The sequence below is a fragment of the Micromonospora sp. NBS 11-29 genome (assembly GCF_002140155.1).
Taxonomy (GTDB): Bacteria; Actinomycetota; Actinomycetes; order Mycobacteriales; family Micromonosporaceae; genus Micromonospora.
Genome location: NZ_NAPR01000003.1, coordinates 391,110 through 412,088, shown reverse-complemented (window position 1 = coordinate 412,088; position 20,979 = coordinate 391,110). Strand labels below are relative to the sequence as shown.

The 20,979-nt window shown below is 74.6% G+C and carries 17 protein-coding genes and 3 pseudogenes; 16 read left to right on the top strand and 4 right to left on the bottom strand.

Annotated elements, in window-relative coordinates; translation table 11 throughout:
- The first annotated feature begins 61 nt into the window (after positions 1–61).
- The 14 genes and pseudogenes from B1205_RS03180 (at position 62) to B1205_RS03115 (ending at position 14,252) form a co-directional block, all read left to right on the top strand.
- A complete protein-coding gene (locus tag B1205_RS03180; protein ID WP_089154217.1) occupies positions 62–1,309 on the top strand; it encodes a beta-ketoacyl synthase N-terminal-like domain-containing protein in 1,248 nt (415 codons plus the stop codon).
- A 300-nt stretch (positions 1,310–1,609) separates the two neighbouring features.
- Positions 1,610–2,962 carry a class I adenylate-forming enzyme family protein gene (locus tag B1205_RS03175; protein ID WP_089154216.1) on the top strand — a complete coding sequence of 451 codons (1,353 nt, stop codon included), beginning with the start codon at positions 1,610–1,612 and terminating at the stop codon, positions 2,960–2,962.
- 190 nt (positions 2,963–3,152) lie between these two features.
- Complete coding sequence (locus B1205_RS03170; protein ID WP_089154215.1) at positions 3,153–3,416, top strand: acyl carrier protein; 264 nt, start codon at positions 3,153–3,155, stop codon at positions 3,414–3,416.
- On the top strand, positions 3,416–3,661 hold the full coding sequence (locus B1205_RS03165; RefSeq protein ID WP_089154214.1) for a hypothetical protein: 246 nt from the start codon (positions 3,416–3,418) through the stop codon (positions 3,659–3,661). Before B1205_RS03170 ends, B1205_RS03165 begins: the two co-directional genes overlap by 1 nt.
- Positions 3,654–4,787: a beta-ketoacyl-[acyl-carrier-protein] synthase family protein gene (locus tag B1205_RS03160; protein ID WP_089154213.1), complete on the top strand. Its 1,134-nt coding sequence runs from the start codon at positions 3,654–3,656 to the stop codon at positions 4,785–4,787. The genes B1205_RS03165 and B1205_RS03160 overlap by 8 nt, the downstream gene beginning before the upstream one ends.
- 59 nt (positions 4,788–4,846) lie before the next feature.
- Complete coding sequence (locus tag B1205_RS03155) at positions 4,847–5,341, top strand: hypothetical protein (RefSeq protein WP_089154212.1); 495 nt, start codon at positions 4,847–4,849, stop codon at positions 5,339–5,341.
- Positions 5,338–6,902: pseudogene (locus tag B1205_RS03150) on the top strand (class I adenylate-forming enzyme family protein). Before B1205_RS03155 ends, B1205_RS03150 begins: the two are co-directional and overlap by 4 nt.
- A complete protein-coding gene (locus tag B1205_RS03145) occupies positions 6,899–8,161 on the top strand; it encodes a beta-ketoacyl-[acyl-carrier-protein] synthase family protein (RefSeq protein WP_089154211.1) in 1,263 nt (420 codons plus the stop codon). Before B1205_RS03150 ends, B1205_RS03145 begins: the two are co-directional and overlap by 4 nt.
- A 28-nt stretch (positions 8,162–8,189) precedes the next feature.
- Positions 8,190–9,232, top strand: a pseudogene (locus B1205_RS03140) (VOC family protein).
- Between the two features lie 53 nt (positions 9,233–9,285).
- A complete protein-coding gene (locus B1205_RS03135; protein ID WP_089154386.1) occupies positions 9,286–10,209 on the top strand; it encodes a phytanoyl-CoA dioxygenase family protein in 924 nt (307 codons plus the stop codon).
- A 3-nt stretch (positions 10,210–10,212) separates the two neighbouring features.
- On the top strand, positions 10,213–11,010 hold the full coding sequence (locus B1205_RS03130; protein ID WP_089154210.1) for a DUF3050 domain-containing protein: 798 nt from the start codon (positions 10,213–10,215) through the stop codon (positions 11,008–11,010).
- Positions 11,007–11,927: a thiamine pyrophosphate-dependent dehydrogenase E1 component subunit alpha gene (locus B1205_RS03125; protein WP_089154209.1), complete on the top strand. Its 921-nt coding sequence runs from the start codon at positions 11,007–11,009 to the stop codon at positions 11,925–11,927. The genes B1205_RS03130 and B1205_RS03125 overlap by 4 nt, the downstream gene beginning before the upstream one ends.
- Complete coding sequence (locus tag B1205_RS03120) at positions 11,927–12,892, top strand: alpha-ketoacid dehydrogenase subunit beta (RefSeq protein ID WP_089154208.1); 966 nt, start codon at positions 11,927–11,929, stop codon at positions 12,890–12,892. The genes B1205_RS03125 and B1205_RS03120 overlap by 1 nt, the downstream gene beginning before the upstream one ends.
- A gap of 4 nt (positions 12,893–12,896) precedes the next feature.
- On the top strand, positions 12,897–14,252 hold the full coding sequence (locus B1205_RS03115; protein WP_089154207.1) for a hypothetical protein: 1,356 nt from the start codon (positions 12,897–12,899) through the stop codon (positions 14,250–14,252).
- 8 nt (positions 14,253–14,260) lie between these two features.
- Here the strand turns inward: B1205_RS03115 and B1205_RS03110 are convergent, their stop codons facing one another.
- Entirely contained in the window at positions 14,261–15,118 is an 858-nt protein-coding gene (locus tag B1205_RS03110) for an alpha/beta fold hydrolase (protein WP_089154206.1), read from the bottom strand.
- A 59-nt stretch (positions 15,119–15,177) separates the two neighbouring features.
- On the opposite strand from B1205_RS03110, the gene B1205_RS03105 reads away from it, so the two are divergent.
- On the top strand, positions 15,178–15,870 hold the full coding sequence (locus tag B1205_RS03105; protein WP_089154205.1) for a TetR/AcrR family transcriptional regulator: 693 nt from the start codon (positions 15,178–15,180) through the stop codon (positions 15,868–15,870).
- A gap of 26 nt (positions 15,871–15,896) precedes the next feature.
- On the opposite strand, the gene B1205_RS03100 is transcribed toward B1205_RS03105, so the two are convergent.
- The 3 genes from B1205_RS03100 to B1205_RS03090 are packed head-to-tail and all read right to left on the bottom strand — an operon-like array spanning position 15,897 to position 19,455.
- The gene (locus B1205_RS03100; protein ID WP_089154204.1) at positions 15,897–16,622 is read right to left on the bottom strand and encodes an SGNH/GDSL hydrolase family protein; all 726 of its coding nucleotides are present in this window, start codon (positions 16,620–16,622) and stop codon (positions 15,897–15,899) included.
- 41 nt (positions 16,623–16,663) lie between these two features.
- The gene (locus tag B1205_RS03095; RefSeq protein WP_089154203.1) at positions 16,664–17,881 is read right to left on the bottom strand and encodes an MFS transporter; all 1,218 of its coding nucleotides are present in this window, start codon (positions 17,879–17,881) and stop codon (positions 16,664–16,666) included.
- Positions 17,878–19,455 carry a class I adenylate-forming enzyme family protein gene (locus B1205_RS03090; protein WP_089154202.1) on the bottom strand — a complete coding sequence of 526 codons (1,578 nt, stop codon included), beginning with the start codon at positions 19,453–19,455 and terminating at the stop codon, positions 17,878–17,880. Before B1205_RS03090 ends, B1205_RS03095 begins: the two co-directional genes overlap by 4 nt.
- Before the next feature lie 257 nt (positions 19,456–19,712).
- Between B1205_RS03090 and B1205_RS03085 the strand changes: the two are divergent.
- Positions 19,713–20,979: pseudogene (locus B1205_RS03085) on the top strand (SGNH/GDSL hydrolase family protein); the annotation flags it as partial.

Sequence of the window (20,979 nt, the reverse complement as noted above, 5' to 3'; positions counted from 1 at the left end):
CCGTGAGCGCGAGGAGTGAGCCGGGTTTGCGAGCCCCGCAGTCGCGAACAAGGACAGCACCGTGACGGCGCGGGCGGTGGTGACCGGCATCGGTGTGGTCGCGCCCAGCGGCGTCGGCGCGGACGCGCACTGGGCCACCGTGCTCGCCGGCACCCGGCGCACCGGGCCGATCACGCTGTTCGACCCGGCGCGCTACCCGACCCGGGTGGCCGGCGAGGTGGCCGACTTCGACCCGGCCGGGTCCACCGACGCCCGGCAGCGGGTGCAGACCGACCGGTGGACGCACCTCGGGTTCGCCGCCACCCGGCTGGCGCTGGCCGACGCCGGGCTGCCGGAGGTGTCGCCCGAGCCGTACCAGTGGGCGGTGACGCTGGCCAGCTCGTCCGGCGGCAACCTGTTCGGGCAGCGGGAGCTGCAACGGCTCTGGGGCGGGCCGACCCGCACCGTCGGGGCGTACCAGTCGATCGCCTGGTTCTACGCCGCCAGCGTCGGGCAGTTGTCGATCCGGCACCAGTTCAAGGGCCCGTCCGGGGTGACCGTCTCCGAGTCGGCCGGCGGGTTGGACAGCCTCGCGCACGCGGTGCGCACCATCCGCCGGGGCACCCCGGTGGTGATCGCCGGGGCGACCGAGTGCCCGCTGAGCCCGTACGCGCTGGCCTGTCAGCTCCGCTCCGGGCTGCTCAGCGACGTCGCCGACCCGGAGCGCGCGTACCGGCCGTTCGACGTCGCCGCCGCCGGTTACGTGCCCGCCGAGGGCGGCGCGGTCTTCGTGGTGGAGGAGCTGGGGCACGCCCTGGGCCGGGGCGCCCCGATCTACGGGGAGATCACCGGCTGGGCGGCCACCCACGACGCCGCGCCCACCGACGCCGACGCCGGCCCCGACCCGACCCACTACGCCCGCGCGCTGCGGCTGGCCCTGGACCGGGCCGCGGTCCGCCCGCACGACGTGGACGTGATCTGGCCGGACGCGCTCGGGGTGCCCGCGTACGACCGGGCCGAGGCGAGCGCGCTGCGCGCCGTGTTCGGTGACCGGACGCCGCCGGTGACCACGCAGAAGCCGCTGACCGGCCGGGCCCACCAGGGCGGGTCGGCGTTGGACGCGGCCACCGCGCTGCTCGCGTTCTCCCGTGGCGTGCTGCCCGCCTCGGTCGGCCCGGACGAGCCGGCGCCGGGGTGCGAGCTGACCTTCCTGCGTGAGCCCCGCCGGCCGCGCAGCCGCATCGCGCTGGTCGGCGCGCGTGGCTTCGACGGGTTCAACACCGCGCTGGTGCTGCGGGGCGCCGCGCCGCCACCGGCCGCCGGGGCCTGAGTGACCGGACGGTGCGGGGCGCCGCACCGCCACCGGCCACGGGGGCCTGAGTGACCGGACGGTCAGCCGTCCGGGCGTCGGTCGGTCGCGCAGGGCGGCGCGGCCGGCGGGCGACCAAGCCGGCGTAGGCCCGATCCTGCCTGTCCGATCGAGCGTGGGCAATCCACCCAGCCGCCTTTTTGGATCTACCCATTTGCATCTGGCAATGGTGCGATCACCCGACGTAGGGTTCCGTCAGCACTTCGAAGGGCGTCCTTCCTGGGCGGATTTCGTCCAATTCTAGGCTGGCGGTGGCGGGTCGTGACTGCACATCCCGTGGCGGAAGATCCTGCGTCGACGACGGCGGACTGGGTGGACGACGTCCTGTTCACCGGGCGCGACGCCGACGTTTGTCTCCGGCTGCCGGAACCGGTCGACAAGGGCGCCCTGCGTCGGCTGGTCGGCGAGGCGCAGACCCGGCTGACCGAGGCCGGGCTGCGTCCGGGCGGCGCCGCCGCGCTGCGCCTGCCTCCCTCGCTGGCGTACGTGGCGCACCTGCTGGCCACCTGGCGTGCCGGCGGCCAGGCCGTGCTGCTCGACCACCGGCTCACCGACCACGAGGTGAACCGGGCGCTGGACCGGCTCAGCCCGCAGGTGGTGGTCGCGCCGGTGCGCACCGGCGGCGGCGCGCTGCGGGTCTTCGTCGACGTCACCGCCGGGGTGCGGGCCTGGTCCGACCGGCCGGCCGGCAGCCCGCACGCGGTGATCCAGCTCAGTTCCGGCTCCACCGGACCGTCCAAGGTGATCGGACGCACCGCCGCGGACCTGGTGGCCGAGGTGCGCCGCTACACCCGCATCGACGGCGTGGCGCTGCCCGGCGAGCGGATCATCCTGCTGCCCAGCATGGTGCACGTCCTCGGACTGGTCGGCGGCCTGCTCTACGGGCTGCACGCCGGCGTCGAGCTGTGCCCGCCGGAACGGCTCGGCGGCGACGCGGTCCTCGCCGCCGTCGCCGCCCAGGACACCCCGGCCACCGTGCTCGGCGTGCCGTTCCACATCGGACTGCTCGCCTCCACCGTTCCCGCCGGCCCGCTGCCTCAGCTCAAACGGATGACCACCGGCGGCGAGCTGGTGCCCGCCGCGGTCGCCCGGGCCTTCACCGACCGCTACGGCGTCCCGCTGGGCAACATGTACGGGATNCCCGCCGTCGCCCCCGCCCCGGGCATCGAGGTGCGGGAGCGCGACGGCGAGCTGTGGGTGAGCTGCCCGAGCAACCCGTACGTCGGACCGGCCGACCCGACCCGCTGGGCCGACGGCTGGCTGCACACCCGCGACGCCGGCGCGGTCGACCCGGACACCGGGCTGGTGACCGTCAAGGGCCGGCTCGACTCGCAGGTGTCGGTGGGCGGCCTGAAGGTCGACCTGACCGAGGTGGAGGCCACCGTCGCCGGGCTGCCCGGTGTCACCGCCGCCGTGGTGGTCTGGGACGAGGGGATCAGCGCCTACGTGCAGACCGACGGCGTGCTGACCGAGCCGGCGTTGGACCGGCTGATCGCCGAGCGGCTGGCCGGCTTCAAACGGCCCCGTCGGCTGCGCCTGGTCGACCAACTGCCCCGGACCACCACCGGCAAGCTGGTCCGCTCGGCCCCCGCCCTGCGGGACGCGGCCTCGTGACCGGCCCACTGCACGCACCCGAGAGCACCCACCCCGATCCCAGCCCCGGGCCGCCCGAGCAACGCGCCACCCGCGCGCCTGAGCATCCGCCGCGTCAGCTCCCGCTGGTCGCCGGTGGCACGGCCGGTCCACACGTACACGGTGTCCCGACCGGGCACCGGCAGATGGTTCACGGAAAGAGGTTCACCCCATGCGAGACGAGGTCCGCACCTTCGTCGTCGAGCAACTCGCCGACATGAACTACGACGTCGAGGGCCTGGACGACGACATCACCCTCGGCCCCTCCGGCGTCGACCTGGAATCGCTGGCCCTGGCCGACCTCGCCGTCCGGGTCGAGGACCGGTACGGGCTGAAGTTCGCCGACGACGAGTCGGAGAAGCTGGCCCTGATGACGGTCGGCGAGTTCACCACCATGGTCGCCGACCGGGTCGCGGCGAACAGCGACCGATCCTGATGACCGATCGGCCCGACCTGGGGCGAGCTGACCTGGTGACGATGCTCGCCGAACTGACCGCCAGCCCGCCCGACCAGGTGCCGGACCGGATCGGCTCGATGGAGCTGGCCTGGCTGGTGCACCTCGTCGAGCAACGGTACGACCGTCGGCTGGACCTCACCGACGACCAGATGGCCGACATCGACACCGTCGACGACGCACTGGCGGTGTTCCACACCGCGCTCACCGCTTCCGCAGATGGCTGAGCGGGAGCCCGTACGGATCACCGGCACGCACGCGGTCAGCGCCCTCGGCAGGGACGCCGACGCGTTGTTGTCCGGGGTGCTCGCCGGCACCCCGGCGTTCGGGCCGGTGCGCCGTTTCGACACCACCGGCCGGCGGGTCACCGTGGCGGCCACGCTGCCGCACGTCGGCACGCTCGCCGACGAACTGGCCGACGCGATCGACCGCGCCGGCCGGGCCGCCGGGCTGGAGCCGGCCGACCGGGCGGACACCGGGCTGTTCCTGGCCACCCACGGCGGGCCGCACACCCTGCCCGTGCCGCCGGGGGCGCAGGAGGGGCCGCCGGTGCCGGCGCTCGTCGGTCACCTGGCCGCGCGTTGCGGCCTCGGCGGCCGTACCCGCACCTACACCACCGCCTGCGTCTCGGCCAGCACCGCGGTCGCCGACGCGGCGACGTTGATCCGCCGCGGCGACCTGGACCGGGTCGTGGTGGCCGCCGGCTACCTGGTCGAACCCGACCAGTACGCGCTCTTCGACGCCGGTCGGGCGCTCGCCGTCGACGGCGCGGTCCGCCCGTTCAGCGCCGGCCGGCGAGGGCTGCTGCTGGGCGACGGGGTCGCGGCCGTGGTGCTGGAGTCGGCCGGCGCGGCCGCCCGGCGGGGCGCTCCGACGCTGGCCACCGTCGCGGGCTGGGGCCGGGCCGGCGACGCGTACCACCCGTGCCAGCCGCACCCGGGCGGGGACGGCCTGGCCCGGGCGGTCGAGGCGGCGCTGCGCCGCGCCGGGCTGCCCCCGGCCGCGGTGGGCTACGTCAACGCCAACGCCACCGGCACGGCGTTCAGCGACGCCTCCGAGGCGGCGGCGCTGGTCCAGGTCTTCGGCGAGCGTGTCGGGCGGCTGCCGGTCAGCTCCACCAAGTCGGTGCACGGGCACGCGCTGGAGGCGTCCGGGCTGCTCGAACTGGTGGTGACCGTGCTGGCCCTGCGGCACGGCAAGCTGCCGCCCACCGCCGGCTGGCTCGCCCCCGACCCGGACTGCCCGCTGGACGTCATCCGCGACGCCCCCCGCCCCGCCGACACCCCGCACGCCCTGAGCGTGAACGCCGCCTTCGGCGGCGCCAACACCGCCCTGCTGGTGAGTGCCCCGTGACCGCCCAGCCCCACCACCCCACACCGCGATCGTGCACTTCCGGTTCGACCGAGTGGGAGGTGCTGGCCGAGGCGCGCTGGCCCGAGGACGGGGACGGGACGCCGCCGGCGCTGCCGGGGTTCGTGCACTCGCCGTACCACCCGCTGGTGGCGGCGGTGGCCGATCGCTGCCTGACCCGGCGGTACGGGGACGCCGGGGCGCTGCCGGCCGGGAACCGGACGGCGGTGGTGCTGGTCAGCGCGGGCGGGGACACGGCCGGCGCGGCGCATGTGCGGGGGACCGTGGCCGCCGGGGGGCGGGTCGGCCCGCTGTTCTTCTTCCAGTCGGTGCCGAACAGCGTCGCCGGGCACATCGCGGCGCGCCGGGGACTGGACGGGCCGGTGGTGTGCCTGAGCCCGAGCGGCGACCCGCGGGCCGAGGGGGAGGCCGAGGCGGACCTGCTGCGGTACGACGGCGACGCCGCGCAGGCGTTGCTGATCCTGATCGAACTGGCACCGGACGGGACCTCGGGCGAGGCGACCGCGGTGCTGCTGGGGGAGGGGACACGTCCATGAGGACGAAGGGACCGCGCGGCGCGTTGGCGGCCGACACCGAACTGGGCGCGGGCAACGTGCTCGCCCGGGTGCTGGCCCACGGCGCCGACCCGGACGGGCCGGGACTCACGTTCGACACCGGGGTCGACGGCCACCCGGCCGAGACCCCGCTGACCCTGGGCACGCTCGACCGGCTGGTCGGCGCCCGGGCGGCGTGGCTGCACGAGCGCGGGGTCCGCCCGCGCGACCCGGTCGCCGTCTGGGCCGGCACGGCCGCCGACATGGTGCTGTCGTTCCTGGCGTTGACCCGTCTCGGCGCGATCCCGGCGCTGATGAACGGCAAGCTGCGCCCGGAGATCGCCGCCGAGTACATCCGCCGGCTGCGCGCCACCGGCGTGCTCGCCGACGCGGAGCACGCCGCCGCGCTGGCCGGGCACGACCTGGGCGCACCGCTGCTCGGCGAGCCGGCGGCGGCCGGCGCCGGCGACCCGGCGGCCGCGCCCGCGCACTACCGGCACCACCCGGACGACCCGATCGTGATCACCCACACCTCGGGCACCACCGGGGTGCCGAAGGCGGTGCTGCACTCGCACGCCAGCCTCTTCGCCGCCACCCGGCACCTGCTGTCCATGCCGCAGGCGCAGGGCACCCGTCGGATCCTCAACGCGCTGCCCGCCCCGCACACCGCCACCGTGCTCATGGTCAACCAGGCCCTGGGCAACCGGGCGCAGATGTACCTGCTCTCCGACCAGGGCGGCGAGCGGGTGCTCGACGCGATCCAGCGGTGGCGTCCGGACGGCGTCTTCGGCTTCTCGGTGACCTGGGCCGAGTTGGCCCGCTTCGACCTGTCCGGCTACGACCTGGACTCGGTGCGGCTGTGGTTCAACACCGGCGACTGCTCACACGAGCCGCATGTGCGCCGGCTGGTCGCGGTCGGCTCCCGGGACGTGGTGACCCGCGAGGGCGTGACCCGGGTGCCCGGCTCGGTCTTCATCGACGGGCTCGGGTCCAGCGAGATGGGCCACTCGATGTTCCACGTCACGCACACCGTCGACACCGACCGCTACGGCCGCTGCGTGGGCCGCCCGTACCGGTTCGCGAAGGTGGCGGTGCTCGACGCCGAGGGTCGGGAGCTGCCGGCCGGGCAGGTCGGCTGGTTGGGCGTCGACTCGCCGTCGCTGTTCCGCGGCTACTGGAACGACTCGGTCACCACGTACCGGTCCCGGCTGCGCGGCTGGTACCTCACCGGCGACCTGGTGTACNAGGCGACGGGAAACGCCTCTTCACCGCGCTGTCCGAGGAGCGGATCCTCGCCGCCTGCGCCGACGTGACCGACTGCACCGTGGTCATCGTCAAGGAGACCGACGGCACGGTGACCACGGACGTGCTGCTGGAACTGGCCGCCGGCGCGGACCCGGCCGCCGACCGCGTCGGGCGCATCCGCGCGGCGCTCGGCCCGGACGTGGCCGCCACGCTGCGCCGGGTGGTGCCGGTACGCGCCGACGACATCCCGGTCACCGTCACCGGCAAGGTCCGCAAGGTGGCGCTGCGCGAACGCTACCTGAGCGAGGCCCCGTCGTGACCGCCGTGATCACCGGCATGGGGCTGTTCACCCCGGCCGGGCGGGGCGTGGCCGAGACGTTCGACGCGCTCCTGCGCGGCCGGTCCGGGCTGCGTCGGCCCCCGGCGGGGCACCCGGCCGGGGACAGCCTGGAGGTGGCCGGGCTGCTGCCGGAGATCGACCCGCGCGGCGTCGTCTCCGGGCCGGAGACGAAGGTGCTCGACCGGGTCGTGCTGCTCGCCCTGCTCACCGCCGCCGAGGCGCTCGCCGACGCCGGCATCGAGGTGGGGCGCGACGTCGACCCGGAGCGGATCGCGGTGATCGTCGGCGGGGTCGGCGGCATGTCCACGCTGGAGCGGCAGGTCGTGGCCCGGGCCGAACGGGGCCGGGCGGCGGTCAGCCCGTACCTGCTCACCGGGATCCTGCCGAACATGCCCTCGGCGCGCATCGCCATCGCGCACGGCATCCGCGGCTACAGCTCCGCGGTGGGCACGGCCTGCGCCTCCGGCGCCCAGGCCGTCGCCGACGGGGTACGCCTCATCCGCGCCGACGAGGCCGACGTGGTGGTCTGCGGGGCGAGCGAGGCGCCACTGTTCGGCACGTTCGCCGACACGTTCGGCAACGCCCGGGCGCTGGCGCGCGGCTGGGACGAGCCCACCGAGGCGAGCCGTCCGTTCGACAAGCGGCGCAACGGGTTCGTGCTCGCCGAGGGCGCGGCGCTGCTGGTGCTGGAGCGGGACGGGCACGCCGCCGCCCGGGGCGTGACCGGCTACGCCGAGGTCGCCGGCTACGGGACGAACACCGACGCGTACCACCCGACCGCGCCGCGGCCGGACGGCGCCGGGGCGGCGGCGTGCATGCGCCGGGCGCTGACCGCCGGCGGGATCGGCCCGGCCGACGTCGGCTACGTCAACGCGCACGGCACCGGCACCCGGCTCGGCGACGTCGCCGAGACCACCGCGCTGGCCGAGGTGTTCGGCGTCGGCGGGGTGCCGGTCAGCTCCACCAAGGCGCTCACCGGGCACCTGCTCGGCGCGTCCGGGGTGCTGGAGGCCGCGGCCACCGCGCTGGCGCTCGGCCGCGGCCTGCTGCCGCCGACGTACCACCTGGACGACCCGGACCCGGACTGCGAGGCGGACCACGTCCGCGCCGTGCCCCGGCCCACCGGGGCCGAGCACGCCCTGACGAACTCGTTCGGGTTCGGCGGCCAGAACGTCAGCCTGCTGCTGCGCCGGCTCTCCGGCGACCGCTCCGGCTCCGGGCGACCGCCCGGGTCCTGATCACAGGAGGAACAGGGGAATCCCATCCATGGACATCAACGGCATAGACCATCTTGAGCTGTACGTGGGAGACGCCCGGCAGGCGGCCTTCTACTTCGACACCGCGGTCGGGTTCCGGCTGCGCGGTCAGGGCGGGCCGGAGACCGGCCTGGACGGGCAACGGTCGCTGCTGCTGGCGCAGGCCGACATCCGGCTGCTGCTGACCACCGGACTGTCCGCCGAGCACCCGGCGGCCACGTACGTGCACCGGCACGGCGACGGGATCGCGGTGGTCGCGCTGGCGGTCGACGACGCCGCCGGGGCGTACGCGGAGCTGGTCGCCCGGGGCGCGACCGGGTTGACCCCGCCGCGCACCTTCACCGGCGCGGACGCCGAGGTGGTGGTCGCCGAGGTCGGCGGCTTCGGCGACGTGCGGCACCGCCTCGTCGAGCGGCGCGGCGACCGGAGCGTGTTCCTGCCCGGGGCGATCGAGCCGGTGCCCGCCCCGGACGGGGACGCGCTGCTGGCGGAGGTGGACCACCTGGCGGTCTGCGTGCCCCCCGGGCAGCTCGACGGGACGGTCGCGCACTACGAGAAGGTGTTCGGCTTCGCCGAGATCTTCGCCGAGCACATCGAGGTCGCCGGGCAGGCGATGAACTCCAAGGTGGTGCAGAGCCCGTCCGGCCGGGTCACCCTGGTGCTGCTGGAGCCGGACACCAGCGTCCGGCCCGGGCAGATCGAGGACTTCCTGCGCTGGCACGCCGGCGCCGGGGTGCAGCACCTGGGGCTGCGCACCGACGACATCGTCACCGCGGTCGGCGCGCTCGCCCGCCGGGGCGTGCGCTTCGCCGGCACCCCGGACGCCTACTACGAGGACCTGGAGCAGCGGGTCGGGCGGATCGACGCGCCGGTGGACCGGCTGCGCGAGCTGAGCATCCTGGTCGACTCCGACCACGACGGGCAGCTCCTGCAGATNGCGGGGCGCGCACCTTCGGCAGCGGCAACATCAAGGCGCTCTACGAGGCCAAGGAACGCGAGCTGGCGGCGGCGGGGGCGACCCCCGCCGTCGCGGCCGGAGGGGTTGGGGCATGAGTGAACGCACCGAGCGAAGCGAGGGCCGTGAGGCCATGCCGGGCCGGCTCGGCATGACCACCATCGATCCCGGGCTGACCGCCGAGGAGGCGGCGCTGCTCCCCTCCGACGACGACGTCCGGCACTACGCCGAGCACGGCTGGTACCTGTCGAAGAAGCTGCTCACCGACGACGAGGTGGACGACCTCGTGGCGGCGACCGACCGCTACTACGCCGGGGAACGTGACCGCCGGCTGCCGGTGCGCCCGCCGAAGCTGGCCTACTGGGAGCCGTCGCGCGGCGACGTGCAGCGGCACAACGACTACGTGCACCACGAGCACGACGGCATCGCCCGCATCCTGCGCAAGCCACTGATCGGCGCGGTCGCCGCCCGGCTGGCCCGGGCCACCGAGATCCGGATCTTCCAGTCCACGCTGATCTGGAAGCCGCCGATCGCCGGGGAACCGTCGAACATCGTGCCCTGGCACTTCGACAAGCACTACTGGGCGTCCTCGTCGTCGGAGGACATGCTCACCGCGTTCATCCCGTTCCACGACTGCGGCGAGGAGATGGGGACCATCACCATGGTCGACGGCTCGCACCGCTGGCGGGAGACCGGCGCCGACGACACCGTGGTGCGGCACTTCGCCGACCGGGACCGCGACCAGTTGGAGGCGATGCTCGCCCAGAACGCGGCGCACAACCACGCCGAGATCCGCAAGATCCCGATGGTGATCCCGAAGGGACACATGAGCTTCCACCACTGCCGGACCTACCACGGCAGCGGTGCGAATGTCAGCGGACGCCCCCGGCGGGCGGTCTCGCTGCACCTGCAGGACGGCGCCAACGCCTGGCGGGAGTATCCGCTCTCCGACGGCACGCTCGCCGCGTACAACCACGACGTGCTGGTCCGCCGCACCGACGACGGCCGGCCGGACTACGCCGACCCCGACTACTGCCCGGTCATCTGGCGCGACCGCGCCCAGCAGGAAGGCTGACACATGTCACGGTACGACTGGGGAAAGACGCACCCGGGCATCGAGCGGCTGGAGCGGGCGGTGACCGAGCGCCGCGACGTGGTGGTCAAGCACCCGCTCTACGCCAACCTGGACACCCACGACGCGCTGGTCACGTTCATGGAGCACCACGTCTTCGCGGTCTGGGACTTCATGTCCCTGCTGAAGTCACTGCAACGCCAGCTCACCTGTGTCGCCGTGCCGTGGATCCCGACCGGCCCGACCGGCAGCCGCCGCCTGATCAACGACATCGTGATGGTCGAGGAGAGCGACGAGCTGGGCGACGGCTACATCAGCCACTTCGAGCTGTACGTGCGGGGCATGACCGAGGCCGGCGCGGACACCACCGCCGTGGAGAAGCTGGTCGACCTGCTGCGCGCCGGCCGGCCGGTCACCGAGGCGCTCGACGCGGCCGGCGTGCCGGCGGCCTCGACGGCGTTCGCCGGCACCACCTGGCGGATCATCGAGACCACCCCGGTGCACTGCCAGGCGGCGGCGTTCGCGTTCGGCCGCGAAGATCTCATCCCGGAGATGTTCACCCAGGTCGTCGCCGTCAACGAGCGCAGCAACCGGCTCAACACGTTCGTCGACTACCTGGAGCGGCACATCGAGGTCGACGGGGAGCAGCACACCCCGATGGCCATGCAGATGCTCGCCGACCTGTGCGGCGACGACGACACGAAGTGGCAGGAGTGCGCCGACACGGTGAACGCCGCGCTGGCCGCCCGCGCCCGCCTCTGGGACGACATCCTCGCCGCGATCAAGGAGGGCCGTCCGGCGTGACCGGAGCCGACCCGGCCGCGCTCTACCGGACGGTCCGCCTGATCCGCCGCTTCGAGGAGCGGGCGATCGAGATGGTCGACGCCGGGGAGATCGTCGGCGGCATCCACCCGTACCTGGGCCAGGAGGGGATCGCCGCCGGGGTCTGCGCGGCGCTGGACGCCGACGACCTGGTGACCGGCACCCACCGGGGGCACGGGCACGTCCTGGCCAAGGGCGCCGACCCGGCGCGGATGCTGGCCGAGCTGTGCGGCCGGGTCACCGGGCTCAACCGGGGCCGGGGCGGGTCGATGCACGCCGCCGACCTGGGCGTCGGGGTGCTCGGCGCCANCCGGGGGCGCGGCGCCGACGTGGTCGGCGCGACGTTCTTCGGCGACGGCGCGGTCAACGAGGGGATGCTGCTGGAGGCGTTCAACCTGGCCGCGCTCTGGCGGGTGCCGGTGCTGTTCGTCTGCGAGAACAACGGCTACGCCACCACCATGCCGGTCGCCGGCGCGGTCGCCGGCACGATCACCGGGCGGGCCGCCGCGTTCGGCATGCCGGCGGTCACCGTCGACGGCCAGGACCCGGAGACGGTCCGCGCGGCGACCGCCGCCGCCGTCGCGCGGATGCGCGCCGGCGGCGGCCCCGAGCTGATCGAGGCCCGCACCTACCGCTTCGACGCCCACCACACCTTCGAACACCGGGTACGCCTCGACTACCGCCCGCCGGAGGAGGTGGCGGCCGGGCGGACCCGGGACCCGGTCGACATCGCCGGTTCGCGGCTGACCCCGGCGGTGCGGGCCGAGGTCGACGCGGAGATCGAGGCGGTCCTGTCCGCCGCCGTGGACTTCGCGCTGGCCGGCCCGCACCCGGACCCGGCGACCGCCCTGGACCACCTGTACGCCAGCGGGCTGACCGCCCGGACCGGAGGTGGCTGATGCCCCGGCTCTCCTACCGCAGGGCGCTCACCCGGGCGCTCGCCGACGAGATGACCCGCGACGAGTCGGTCCTGGTGCTCGGCGAGGACATCCGGGTGGCCGCCGCCAACGTCACCACCGGCCTGCTCAAGAAGTTCGGCCCGGAGCGGGTGCGTGACACCCCGCTGTCGGAGCAGGCGTTCACCAGCTTCGCCACCGGCGCGGCGCTGGCCGGGGCCCGCCCGGTGGTGGAGTTCCAGATCCCGTCGCTGCTGTTCCTGGTCTTCGAGCAGATCGTCAACCACGCGCACAAGTTCCCGCTGATGACCGGCGGCCAGTGCGCGGTGCCGGTGACCTATGTGGTGCCCGGTTCCGGCTCCCGCACCGGCTGGGCCGGTCAGCACTCCGACCACCCGTACGCGTTGTTCGCCCACGCCGGGGTGACCACCGTGGTGCCGGCCACCCCGGCCGACGCGTACGGGCTGCTGGTCTCCGCGATCCGCTGCGACGACCCGGTGGTGGTCTTCGCCCCCGCCGCCGCGCTCGACCTGCGCGAGGACGTGACCGACCCGACGCCGGTGCCGCTGGGCCGGGGCGTGGTCCGCCGGCCCGGCGACGACGTCACCGTGGTCGCCGTCGGGCACCTGGTGCACGACGCGCTCGCGGTCGCCGAGGAGCTGGCCGGCCAGGCGTCGGTGGAGGTGTTCGACCCCCGCACGCTGTACCCGTTCGACTGGGACGGGCTGGTCGACTCGGTGCGCCGCACCGGGCGTCTGGTCGTGGTCGACGACGGCAACCGGTCCTGCGGCATCGCCGGGGAGATCATCGCGACCGTGGTGGAGCGGGTCCGGCTGGCCGCGCCGCCGCGGCGGGTCACCCGGCCCGACGGCGCGGTGCTGCCGTTCGCGCCGGCCCTGGACCGGGCCGTGCAGCCCGGCCGGGACCAGCTCACCGCCGCCATCCAACTGACCCTCAAGGACGGATGACCGAATGGACCCGACCTATCCGTGGCCGCCGCTGCACCAGGCGTGGACCGATCTGCCCGAGTCCACCCGCTCGGCGATGGTGACGGCCGGCGCCGGTGCGTGGGAGAAGATCTTCCACGGCCGGGCCACGTACAACGAGCGGTGGCGGCTGGCCCGCCCGCCGGTGCTCACCGCGGACGCGTTCCGCGAGCTGAACGAGGTCTGCGACCGGATCGCCCAGCTCATCCTGGACGCCTGCCGCCGCCGGGCCCGCACCGCCGGTGAGCTGCGCCGGCTGCTCGACGTGCCGGAGGGGGAGACCCGGCTGCTCGACCCGGACGAGGAACTGCACGACGGGCTGCTGGCCGCGTACCGGCCGGACGTGCTGTTCTCCGGTGGCGTGCCCTGCATCGTGGAGTACAACATCGACAGCAGCCTCGGCGGCGGCTTCGACGCCGACACCGTCATCGCGCGCTACGCCGAGCTGTACCGCGACGCCGGTCTGCTCGACCGGGCCCGGCCCGCGCCGTCCCTGCTGGACCAGCGGTTCGTGGCCATCCGGGACACGCTCGGCCTGCCCGACGGCGCCCGGGTGGCGCTGCTGATGGACTTCGAGGCGGACTATCCCGGGCTGGACGACCCGGAGACGTTCATCCGGATCCTGTCGCCGCTGGCCGACCAGGCCCGGCGCTTCGGCATCGACCTGGTCATCGCCCCGGTCGCCACCGCCACGCTGGATGAGCAGCGACGTCTGGTGGTGGGCGGCGCGCCGGTGGACGCGCTGTTCCGGCTCTTCGTGCCGAACCGGGTCACGCCCAGCGCCGGCCTGGACGCGGTGGCCGGCGCGCTGGCGGCCGGCACGCTGCCGATGTTCGTCAGCAGCGCGGCCTGGCTGCTCAGCAACAAGCTGAACTACGCCTGGCTCTGGGCCGACCTGGACCTGCTCGCCGAGCCCGACCGGGCGCTGGTCCGCCGGTACGTGCCGCACACCGTGGCGCTCACCGCCGACCGGCTCGACCGGGCGTTGGCCGGGCAGGCCGACCTGGTGGCCAAGCCGGCCGGCGGCTCGGCCGGGCAGGGGGTGCTGATCGGCCCGGAGATGAGCGCGGCGGCGTGGGCCGACGGGGTACGCGCCGCGATCGACGAGGGCGGCCACATCCTTCAGCGCTACCACGAGGCGGACCGGGTGGCGATGGACTTCGTGCGGATCGAGACCGGTGAGACGGTCACCGCCGACGTCCCGTGGAGCCTGGCTCCGTACCTGTTCGGCCGCACCGCCTCCGGCGCCCTGGCGAGGGTCGGCTACCCCGGCTGCGAGGGTGTCCTGAACCTGGCCAGAGGCGTGCTCATGTCCGGCATCCTTCTGACCAGGCCCCGTTGATCATGAAGTTAGCGGCGGTCCGGCTCGGCGATGTCACCGTCAACCTCATGATCGACCGGGTTGGTGAAGAAGGCGGTCAGGGGCGTCAGGAGGGCGGGTGGGGGTGCGGCGATGCCGCTGTGGGGGCTGCCGGGGACCTGAAGGGTGTGTGCGTGGGGCAGGACGGTGGCGAGGAGGTCGTTGGTCTCGGTGAAGAACGGGGCGGCCTTGGCGCCGCTGATCAGCAGCACCTCGGCGGTGATGCCGGCGTACTGCTCGACCGGGCCCTCGTACGCCTCGATCTGGCGTGACTCGGCGAGCGTCATGCCCACCAGCCCACCCATCGTCCGCCCGACCTCGGTGCGCAGGAAGAGGCGGGTGACCGCGGTGCGCACCGGCAGCGGCAGCCGCGACGCCGGGTTGCGGGGGTCGACGGCCGAGGCCACGATCGCCAGGGCGCGGGCGGTGTCGCCGGCCCGGACGGCCGCCTCGGCCGGGTCGAGGAACGCCGTCGGCATGCCGCGCCCGGCCAGCCGCAGCGGGGCGTCGTAGACCGCGATCCGTTCCAGCGGCAGCCGCAGCGCGGCCCGGAGCACCACGAACGCCCCGTAGCTGTGCCCGATCGCCCACCGGGCGCCGGTGTGCGCGAGCACCGCGCCCAGGTCGTCGACCTCCTGCTCCACCGTGTACGGCTCGCGTCGCGGTGCCGCGTCCGCCCGGCCCCGCCGGTTGTAGAGGTGCACGGTGAACCGGTCGGCGAGCCGCGCGGCCAGCCGCCGGTATTCCGCGATCGTCACCCCACCCCCGTGCACCACCACGAGCGCCGGCCCCACGCCGGTGGTGTGCACGACGATCTCCGCGCCGTCCGGCGCCGTGATTCGCTGCATGACCGTTTCCTTCCCACCCCACTAAACTGCGAACGTCGTTTGCAGTTTACAGTGGAGCGGTGAGCGGCGCACACACGGACCCGGCCGACGGCGGCCCGACCGGACGGTCGATCTGGAGTCGGCCGCAGCGCGGCACGCGCGGGCCGACCCCGACGCGCACCCGGGACGAGATCGCGGCCGCCGGGGTCGCGCTGGCCGACGCCGACGGGCTCGACGCCGTGTCGATGCGGGCGGTGGCCGGCGCGCTGGGCATGGCCGCCGGCTCGCTCTACCGGCACCTGTCCTCCCGCGACGACCTGCTGGACCTGATGGTCGACCGGTGTGTGGGCGAGTTGCGGCCCTTCCCGGCGGACGACGGGGACTGGCCGGACCAGTTCCTCCTGCTGGCCCGCCGCCAGCTCGCGCTGCACCGGCGGCACCCATGGCTGGCCGACGCGCTGGCCCGGCGGGCCGTTCCCGGGCCGAACACGCTCGCCTACTTCGACACCTGCCTGCGCATCCTGACCCCGGTCCGGGCCGGGGTCGCCGCCAAGTTCGAGGCCATCGCCATGGTCACCGGCGTGGTCTCGCTCTTCGCCCGCAGCGCGGCGGCCACCGGCACGACGACGTTCGACCACGTCGACACGGCGGCGTACCCACACCTGGCGGCGGCGTTCGCCGCCCCCGCGTCCGCCGCACCGCCCGGGGACGACCTGTTCGCCCGCACCCTGCGCGCCCTGCTCACCGGCCTCCTGGCCGCCGACCGACCCTGATCCCGCGCCGGCGGGACCGGACGAGGCTAGCCGGCCGGGTCCGGCTCGCGCCGTGGCCCGTCCTGCGCGGACCGCAGGGAGGTGAGGTGGGCGGCCAGGACGCGCAGGGTCTCGGCGGTGGCTATCGCATCGCTGCGGGCGTTGCCGTGCCGGCCGTCGCCGCTATACAGCGACGGATCCGCGACCAGGGGATGATCGGTCAGGTGAACGTGCAGCGTGCCCAGGCGCTCGGCCACCGCCCGGGTGTGCCGGGACAGCCGCCGCATCCGCTCGCCCAGCCCGGCCCGCAGCATGTCCGGCACCGCCGGGCTGTGCGAGACGTCGAACATGCCCACCGTCATCACGTCCGCCCCGGCATCGTGCAGCGCGGTGACCATGGCGGCCAGCTCCGCGTCGACCGCGTCCGGGTCGTACCCGGGCCGCAGCACGTTGTTGCCGCCGCACACCACGAGCGCCAGATCCGGCCCGAAGGCCAGCGCGTCGGCGAGCTGGGTGGCGCGGACCTCGTGCGCGCGCAGCCCACGGCGGCCCAGGTTCAGGTACGCCAGGTCGGGTCGCACCGCGCGCAGCTCGGCCGCGATCCGGTCGGCCCACTGCACGTCGGGGTAGCCGTCGACCGGCTCGCACAGCCCCTCCGCGACGCTATCGCCCAGCACCACGAAGCGGCGCCACGGATGCTCGCGCAGCAGCTCGCCGGCCTCGCCGGGCCGCAGGCACCACGGGTCCGTCGCCTCGGTCAACGTCGATGTCATGTGCGCACGCTAGCCGAGCGGCCGAGGCGGGGAAAGGACCGTCAGGCCGGCGTGGGCGCGACCGGCGCGGGGCGGTCGGCCGGGGCACGGGTGAACAGCAGCGGCACCACGGTGAGCACCAGGCAGACCACCGACATCACCAGCAGCGCCGGGGTCAGGTCGAGCACCGCCACCGACCAGCCGCCGAGCAGCGCACCCACCGGCAGGCCGAGGAAGGCGACCGAGCCGGAGATGCCCAGCACCCGGGTCTGCAACGGCCCCGGCACCCGCTGGTAGAGCGCCGCGCCGAGCAGCGGGTTCACCGCGGCGATGCCGATGCCGGACACAAACGTCACCACCAGCGCCACCACCAGGTCGTCGCTGAGCGCCAGCGCGAGCAGCCGGGGCGCGCCGCTGATCGCCAGCCCGAGCGCGAACACCGCCCGGCCGGGCAGCCGCGTGCCGAACACGGTGAACAGCAGGTTGCCCAGCAGCGCGCCGGCCGAGAAGACGCCCAGCAGCAGCCCGAACCCGGCCGGGTCGCCGAGCACCTGATCCACCCAGAGCGGGATCCAGACCGCGACGCTGGCGTTGGCGAACATGTTCGACGCGGAGACCACCACCAGCATGGTCAGCAGCGTGCGGTCGGTGCGCAGGTACGCGAAGCCGCCGCGCAGCGCCCGCAGGTATGGCTCCCGGGGGGCCGGCTGGTCCGGCGCGGGCGGCCGGACCAGCACCCCGATCAGCAGCGCGCAGGCCGCGAATGTGGCGGCGTCGATCCAGATCGCCCGGGTCAGCCCGACCCAGTCGATGAGCAGCCCGCCCAGCACCGCGCCGAACAGCGTCATGCCCCGGGCCAGCCCGTCGTAGGCGGAGGTGAGCCGCAGCAGCGGCACCCCGGCCCGCTCGGCGGCCGGCTTGAACAGCACATGCTTGACCCGGTCGCCGATGCCGCGCAGCCCGCCGGCGACCGCGACCAGCAGCAGCAGCGTGCCGAACCCGAGCCAGGGCGCCAGCGCCACCACCGCCATCGCGGCGGCGCTGGCCGCGTCCACGAAGACCGACGTGCGGCGGACGCCGAACCGGTCCGCCCACGGCGTGGCCAGCGCGCTGGAGAGCATGTACGGCAGCGTCTCGGCGGCGGCGACCAGGCCCATCCGGGTCGGGCTGCCGGTGGTCTCCAGCACCAGCCAGGGGATGGCGACCACCGAGATCCGGGTGCCGAGGTTGGACAGCAGGTCGGCGCCGACCAGGGTGTACAGCTCCCGGCGCGGGGTCATGCCGGGCTGCCGGACGCGCTGCCCAGCCAGTCGGCGTCGGCCGGGTGCGCGGCGGCGTACCGGGCCCGCAACGCCCGTTTGTCGACCTTGGCGGACCGGTTCAGCGGCAGCTCGTCGACGAACTCCACCGCGCCGGGCGCCCACGTCTCGCTCAGCTCCCGCACCACCAGCGCGATCAGGTCGTCGCCGGTGACCGACGCGTCCGGCGCCGCCACCACGTACGCGTGCGGCAGCTCGCCGGCCACCGGGTCGGGCACCCCGATCACCGCGGCGGCGCGGACGTCGGGGTGCCCGGCGAGCACGTCCTCGATCGGGCGGGAGTAGATCGGCCAGCTCCGCGCCCGGGTGAGGATCCGGTCCTGGAGCCGGTCCACCAGGTAGAGGTAGCCGTCGGCGTCGAGATGGCCGATGTCGCGGGTGCGCACCCAGCCGCCGACCAGCGTCTCGGCGGTCAGCTCCGGCTGCCCGTGGTAGCCGGCGAAGCTCAGTTTCGTGCGGACCCACACCTCGCCGTCGGCGCCGGCCGGCAGCACCCGGCCCTCGGCGTCGCGGATCTCGACGGCCACGTCCCCGTACGGGCGGCCGCAGGACCGCAGCCGCTCCGGGTGCTCCGGGTCCTCGGTGAGCCCGGGCAGCGCGCACACGACGACGGCCTCGCTGAGCCCGTACACGATGCGCAGGCACGGACCGAAACGGGCGATGGCCTGGCGCAGCCGGGCCGGGGCGGCGGGCCCGGCGCCCACGTTGAACATGAACATCGCGGAGAAGTCGGCGCCCGGCAGGTCGGGGTGGTCGAGCACCTCGTAGAGCATCGGCGGGGTGACGAAGGTGGAGGTGAGCCGTTCGGTGTGCACGGTGGCGATGAACGCCGCCGGGTCCCACTGCTCGCGCAGGAACAGCACCCCGCCGGTGAACAGGTTGACCAGCGTGGTGACCTGGCCGCTGGCCAGCCACATCGGGGAGTGCGACAGGTGCCGCAGCAGCGGGATCCCGGCGGCCCGGATGCCGGCCGCGAGCACCAGCACCTGCCGGTAGAAGCTCTCCCGGTGGTGCACCAGCTTCGGCGTGCCGGTGGTGCCGCTGGTCTGGAGGAACGACTCCGGCGCTGGCCCGGAGGCCGGCAGGGCGGTCGGGTCGTCGGCGTCGCGGTCCGCGGTGAGGTCCGGCCCGTCGCCCCCGGGACCCAGGCAGAGCACGGGTACGCCGACCAGCCCGGCCGCGAGCCGCCGGGCGGCCGGGTCGCCCGGGTCGTGCACGAAGAACTCCGGCTCGGCCAGCGCGACGAACTCGTCGACCTCCCGCCGCGAGGTCACCGGCGCGACCCACATGCTCCGGCAGCCGAGCAGGTGCAGCGCGAGGTGCAGCAGCGGACCCTCGACGGTGTTGCCGAGCATCACCAGCACCGCGGCGCCGGGGCGGACGCCGTGGCGGCGCAGCGCGGCGGCCAGCCCGCGTACCTCGGCGGTGACCTGGGGGTAGGTCAGCCGGCGCCCGCCGCCGACCAGCGCCTCCCGGTCGCCGAACCCGGCGAACAGCTCCAGCGCCTCGTGCACGTAGTTCGGCCGGTCGGTCATCGGGCAGCCCCCATCGTGGTCCGTGATCGGTGTCCGGGGCCCCTGAGCCTAGGCAGCGGGAGTCCAACGGGGACAGAGCCGAACGTCGCCGCGACCCGTCCCGGGTACATTTGATCATGTCGATGAGGTCGATTGACCCTCGTCACCGGGCGCGGTTAGTTTCCGGTCCATCGCCCGGGCCGACGACGCCGACCGCGTCGCGTCCCGGGGCTGCCGACCATGGAGGATCGATGCCGACCCCGAAGAGATGGCACGTCATAGCGTCCGCCGCCACGCTGCTGCTCGCCGCCACCCCGGCGGTGACCGCGAGCGCCGGCCCCACCGACACCGACCGCGCCGGGCACGGGCGCGCCGAGTGGGCGGGAAGCTGGGCCGCCGCGGTCACCCGCGGGAACACCGTCGGACTGACCAACACCGGCCTGAACGACCAGAGCATCCGGATGACCGTGCAGACCACCGTGGGCGGACCGCGACTGCGGGTCCGGCTCACCAACCTCTACGGCGAGCAGGCCGTCAAGGTCGGTCACGCCACGATCGCCCGGCCGAACACCGCCACCGCCGACGACCGCTCCGACGTCGACCCGGCCAGCGTCCGGGAGCTACGCTTCTCCGGCGGCACCTCGGCGACCATCAACAAGGGCGCGGAGCTGCTCAGCGACCCGCTGGCCTATCCGGTGGCCGAGCAGGAGGACCTGGTGGTCACCCTGTACTTCCCGGTGCTCACCGGCCCGGTCACGTTCCACGGCCAGGCCCGGGTCACCAACTTCATCGGGGCGACCGACCTGACCACCACGGCCGGCGGCGCCGGGTTCACCATCCGGCCCGACTGCTGCTGGATGTTCCTGTCCGGCATCGACGTGGAGCGCAAGGCCACCCCGGGCGCGGTGGTCGTGCTCGGCGACTCGATCAGCGACGGCAACGGCAGCACGGTCAACGCCGACCGGCGTTGGCCGGACCTGCTCGCGCAGCGGCTGATCGACGCCCGTCCGGACGCCCGCACGCCGGGCGTGCTCAACCTCAGCCTGGCCGGCAACCGGCTCAACCACGAGGGCCCGGAGCCCGGCGCGGGCGGCTTCCCCGGCTACTACGAGCTGGGCCCGAACGCCCTGGCCCGGCTCAACGAGGACGTGTTCCCGCAGACCGGCGTGCGTACCGTCATCACCCAGCTGGGCATCAACGACATCTGGATGAGCGGCGACGGCAGCGACGCGATCATCGCCTCGCTGCGGCAGCTCAACCAGCAGGTGCGGGCGCGCGGACTGACCAGCCTGGTCAGCACGATCACCCCGTACGAGGGCAACGGCGGGCCGGGGGTGTGGACCGAGGAGAAGGAGGCCACCCGACTGGCGGTCAACGCCTGGCTGCGGGGCGCCGGCCGGACCGAGTTCGACGGCGTGCTCGACTTCGACGCCGTGCTGCGCGACCCGGCGCGACCGAGCCGGCTGCTGCCGGCGTACGACGCCGGGGACCACATCCACCCGAACGACGCGGGCGCGCAGGCGATGGCGAACGCCGTCGGACTGA

What these genes read in the sequence shown, in the direction of transcription:
- B1205_RS03170 (WP_089154215.1), top strand. Translation starts at nt 3,153, where the DNA reads ATGCGAGACGAGGTCCGCACCTTCGTCGTCGAGCAACTCGCCGACATG.
- B1205_RS03165 (WP_089154214.1), top strand. Translation starts at nt 3,416, where the DNA reads ATGACCGATCGGCCCGACCTGGGGCGAGCTGACCTGGTGACGATGCTC.
- B1205_RS03160 (WP_089154213.1), top strand. Translation starts at nt 3,654, where the DNA reads ATGGCTGAGCGGGAGCCCGTACGGATCACCGGCACGCACGCGGTCAGC.
- B1205_RS03135 (WP_089154386.1), top strand. Translation starts at nt 9,286, where the DNA reads ATGACCACCATCGATCCCGGGCTGACCGCCGAGGAGGCGGCGCTGCTC.
- B1205_RS03130 (WP_089154210.1), top strand. Translation starts at nt 10,213, where the DNA reads ATGTCACGGTACGACTGGGGAAAGACGCACCCGGGCATCGAGCGGCTG.
- B1205_RS03120 (WP_089154208.1), top strand. Translation starts at nt 11,927, where the DNA reads ATGCCCCGGCTCTCCTACCGCAGGGCGCTCACCCGGGCGCTCGCCGAC.
- B1205_RS03115 (WP_089154207.1), top strand. Translation starts at nt 12,897, where the DNA reads ATGGACCCGACCTATCCGTGGCCGCCGCTGCACCAGGCGTGGACCGAT.
- B1205_RS03110 (WP_089154206.1), bottom strand. Translation starts at nt 15,118, where the DNA reads ATGCAGCGAATCACGGCGCCGGACGGCGCGGAGATCGTCGTGCACACC.
- B1205_RS03100 (WP_089154204.1), bottom strand. Translation starts at nt 16,622, where the DNA reads ATGACATCGACGTTGACCGAGGCGACGGACCCGTGGTGCCTGCGGCCC.
- B1205_RS03095 (WP_089154203.1), bottom strand. Translation starts at nt 17,881, where the DNA reads ATGACCCCGCGCCGGGAGCTGTACACCCTGGTCGGCGCCGACCTGCTG.
- B1205_RS03090 (WP_089154202.1), bottom strand. Translation starts at nt 19,455, where the DNA reads ATGACCGACCGGCCGAACTACGTGCACGAGGCGCTGGAGCTGTTCGCC.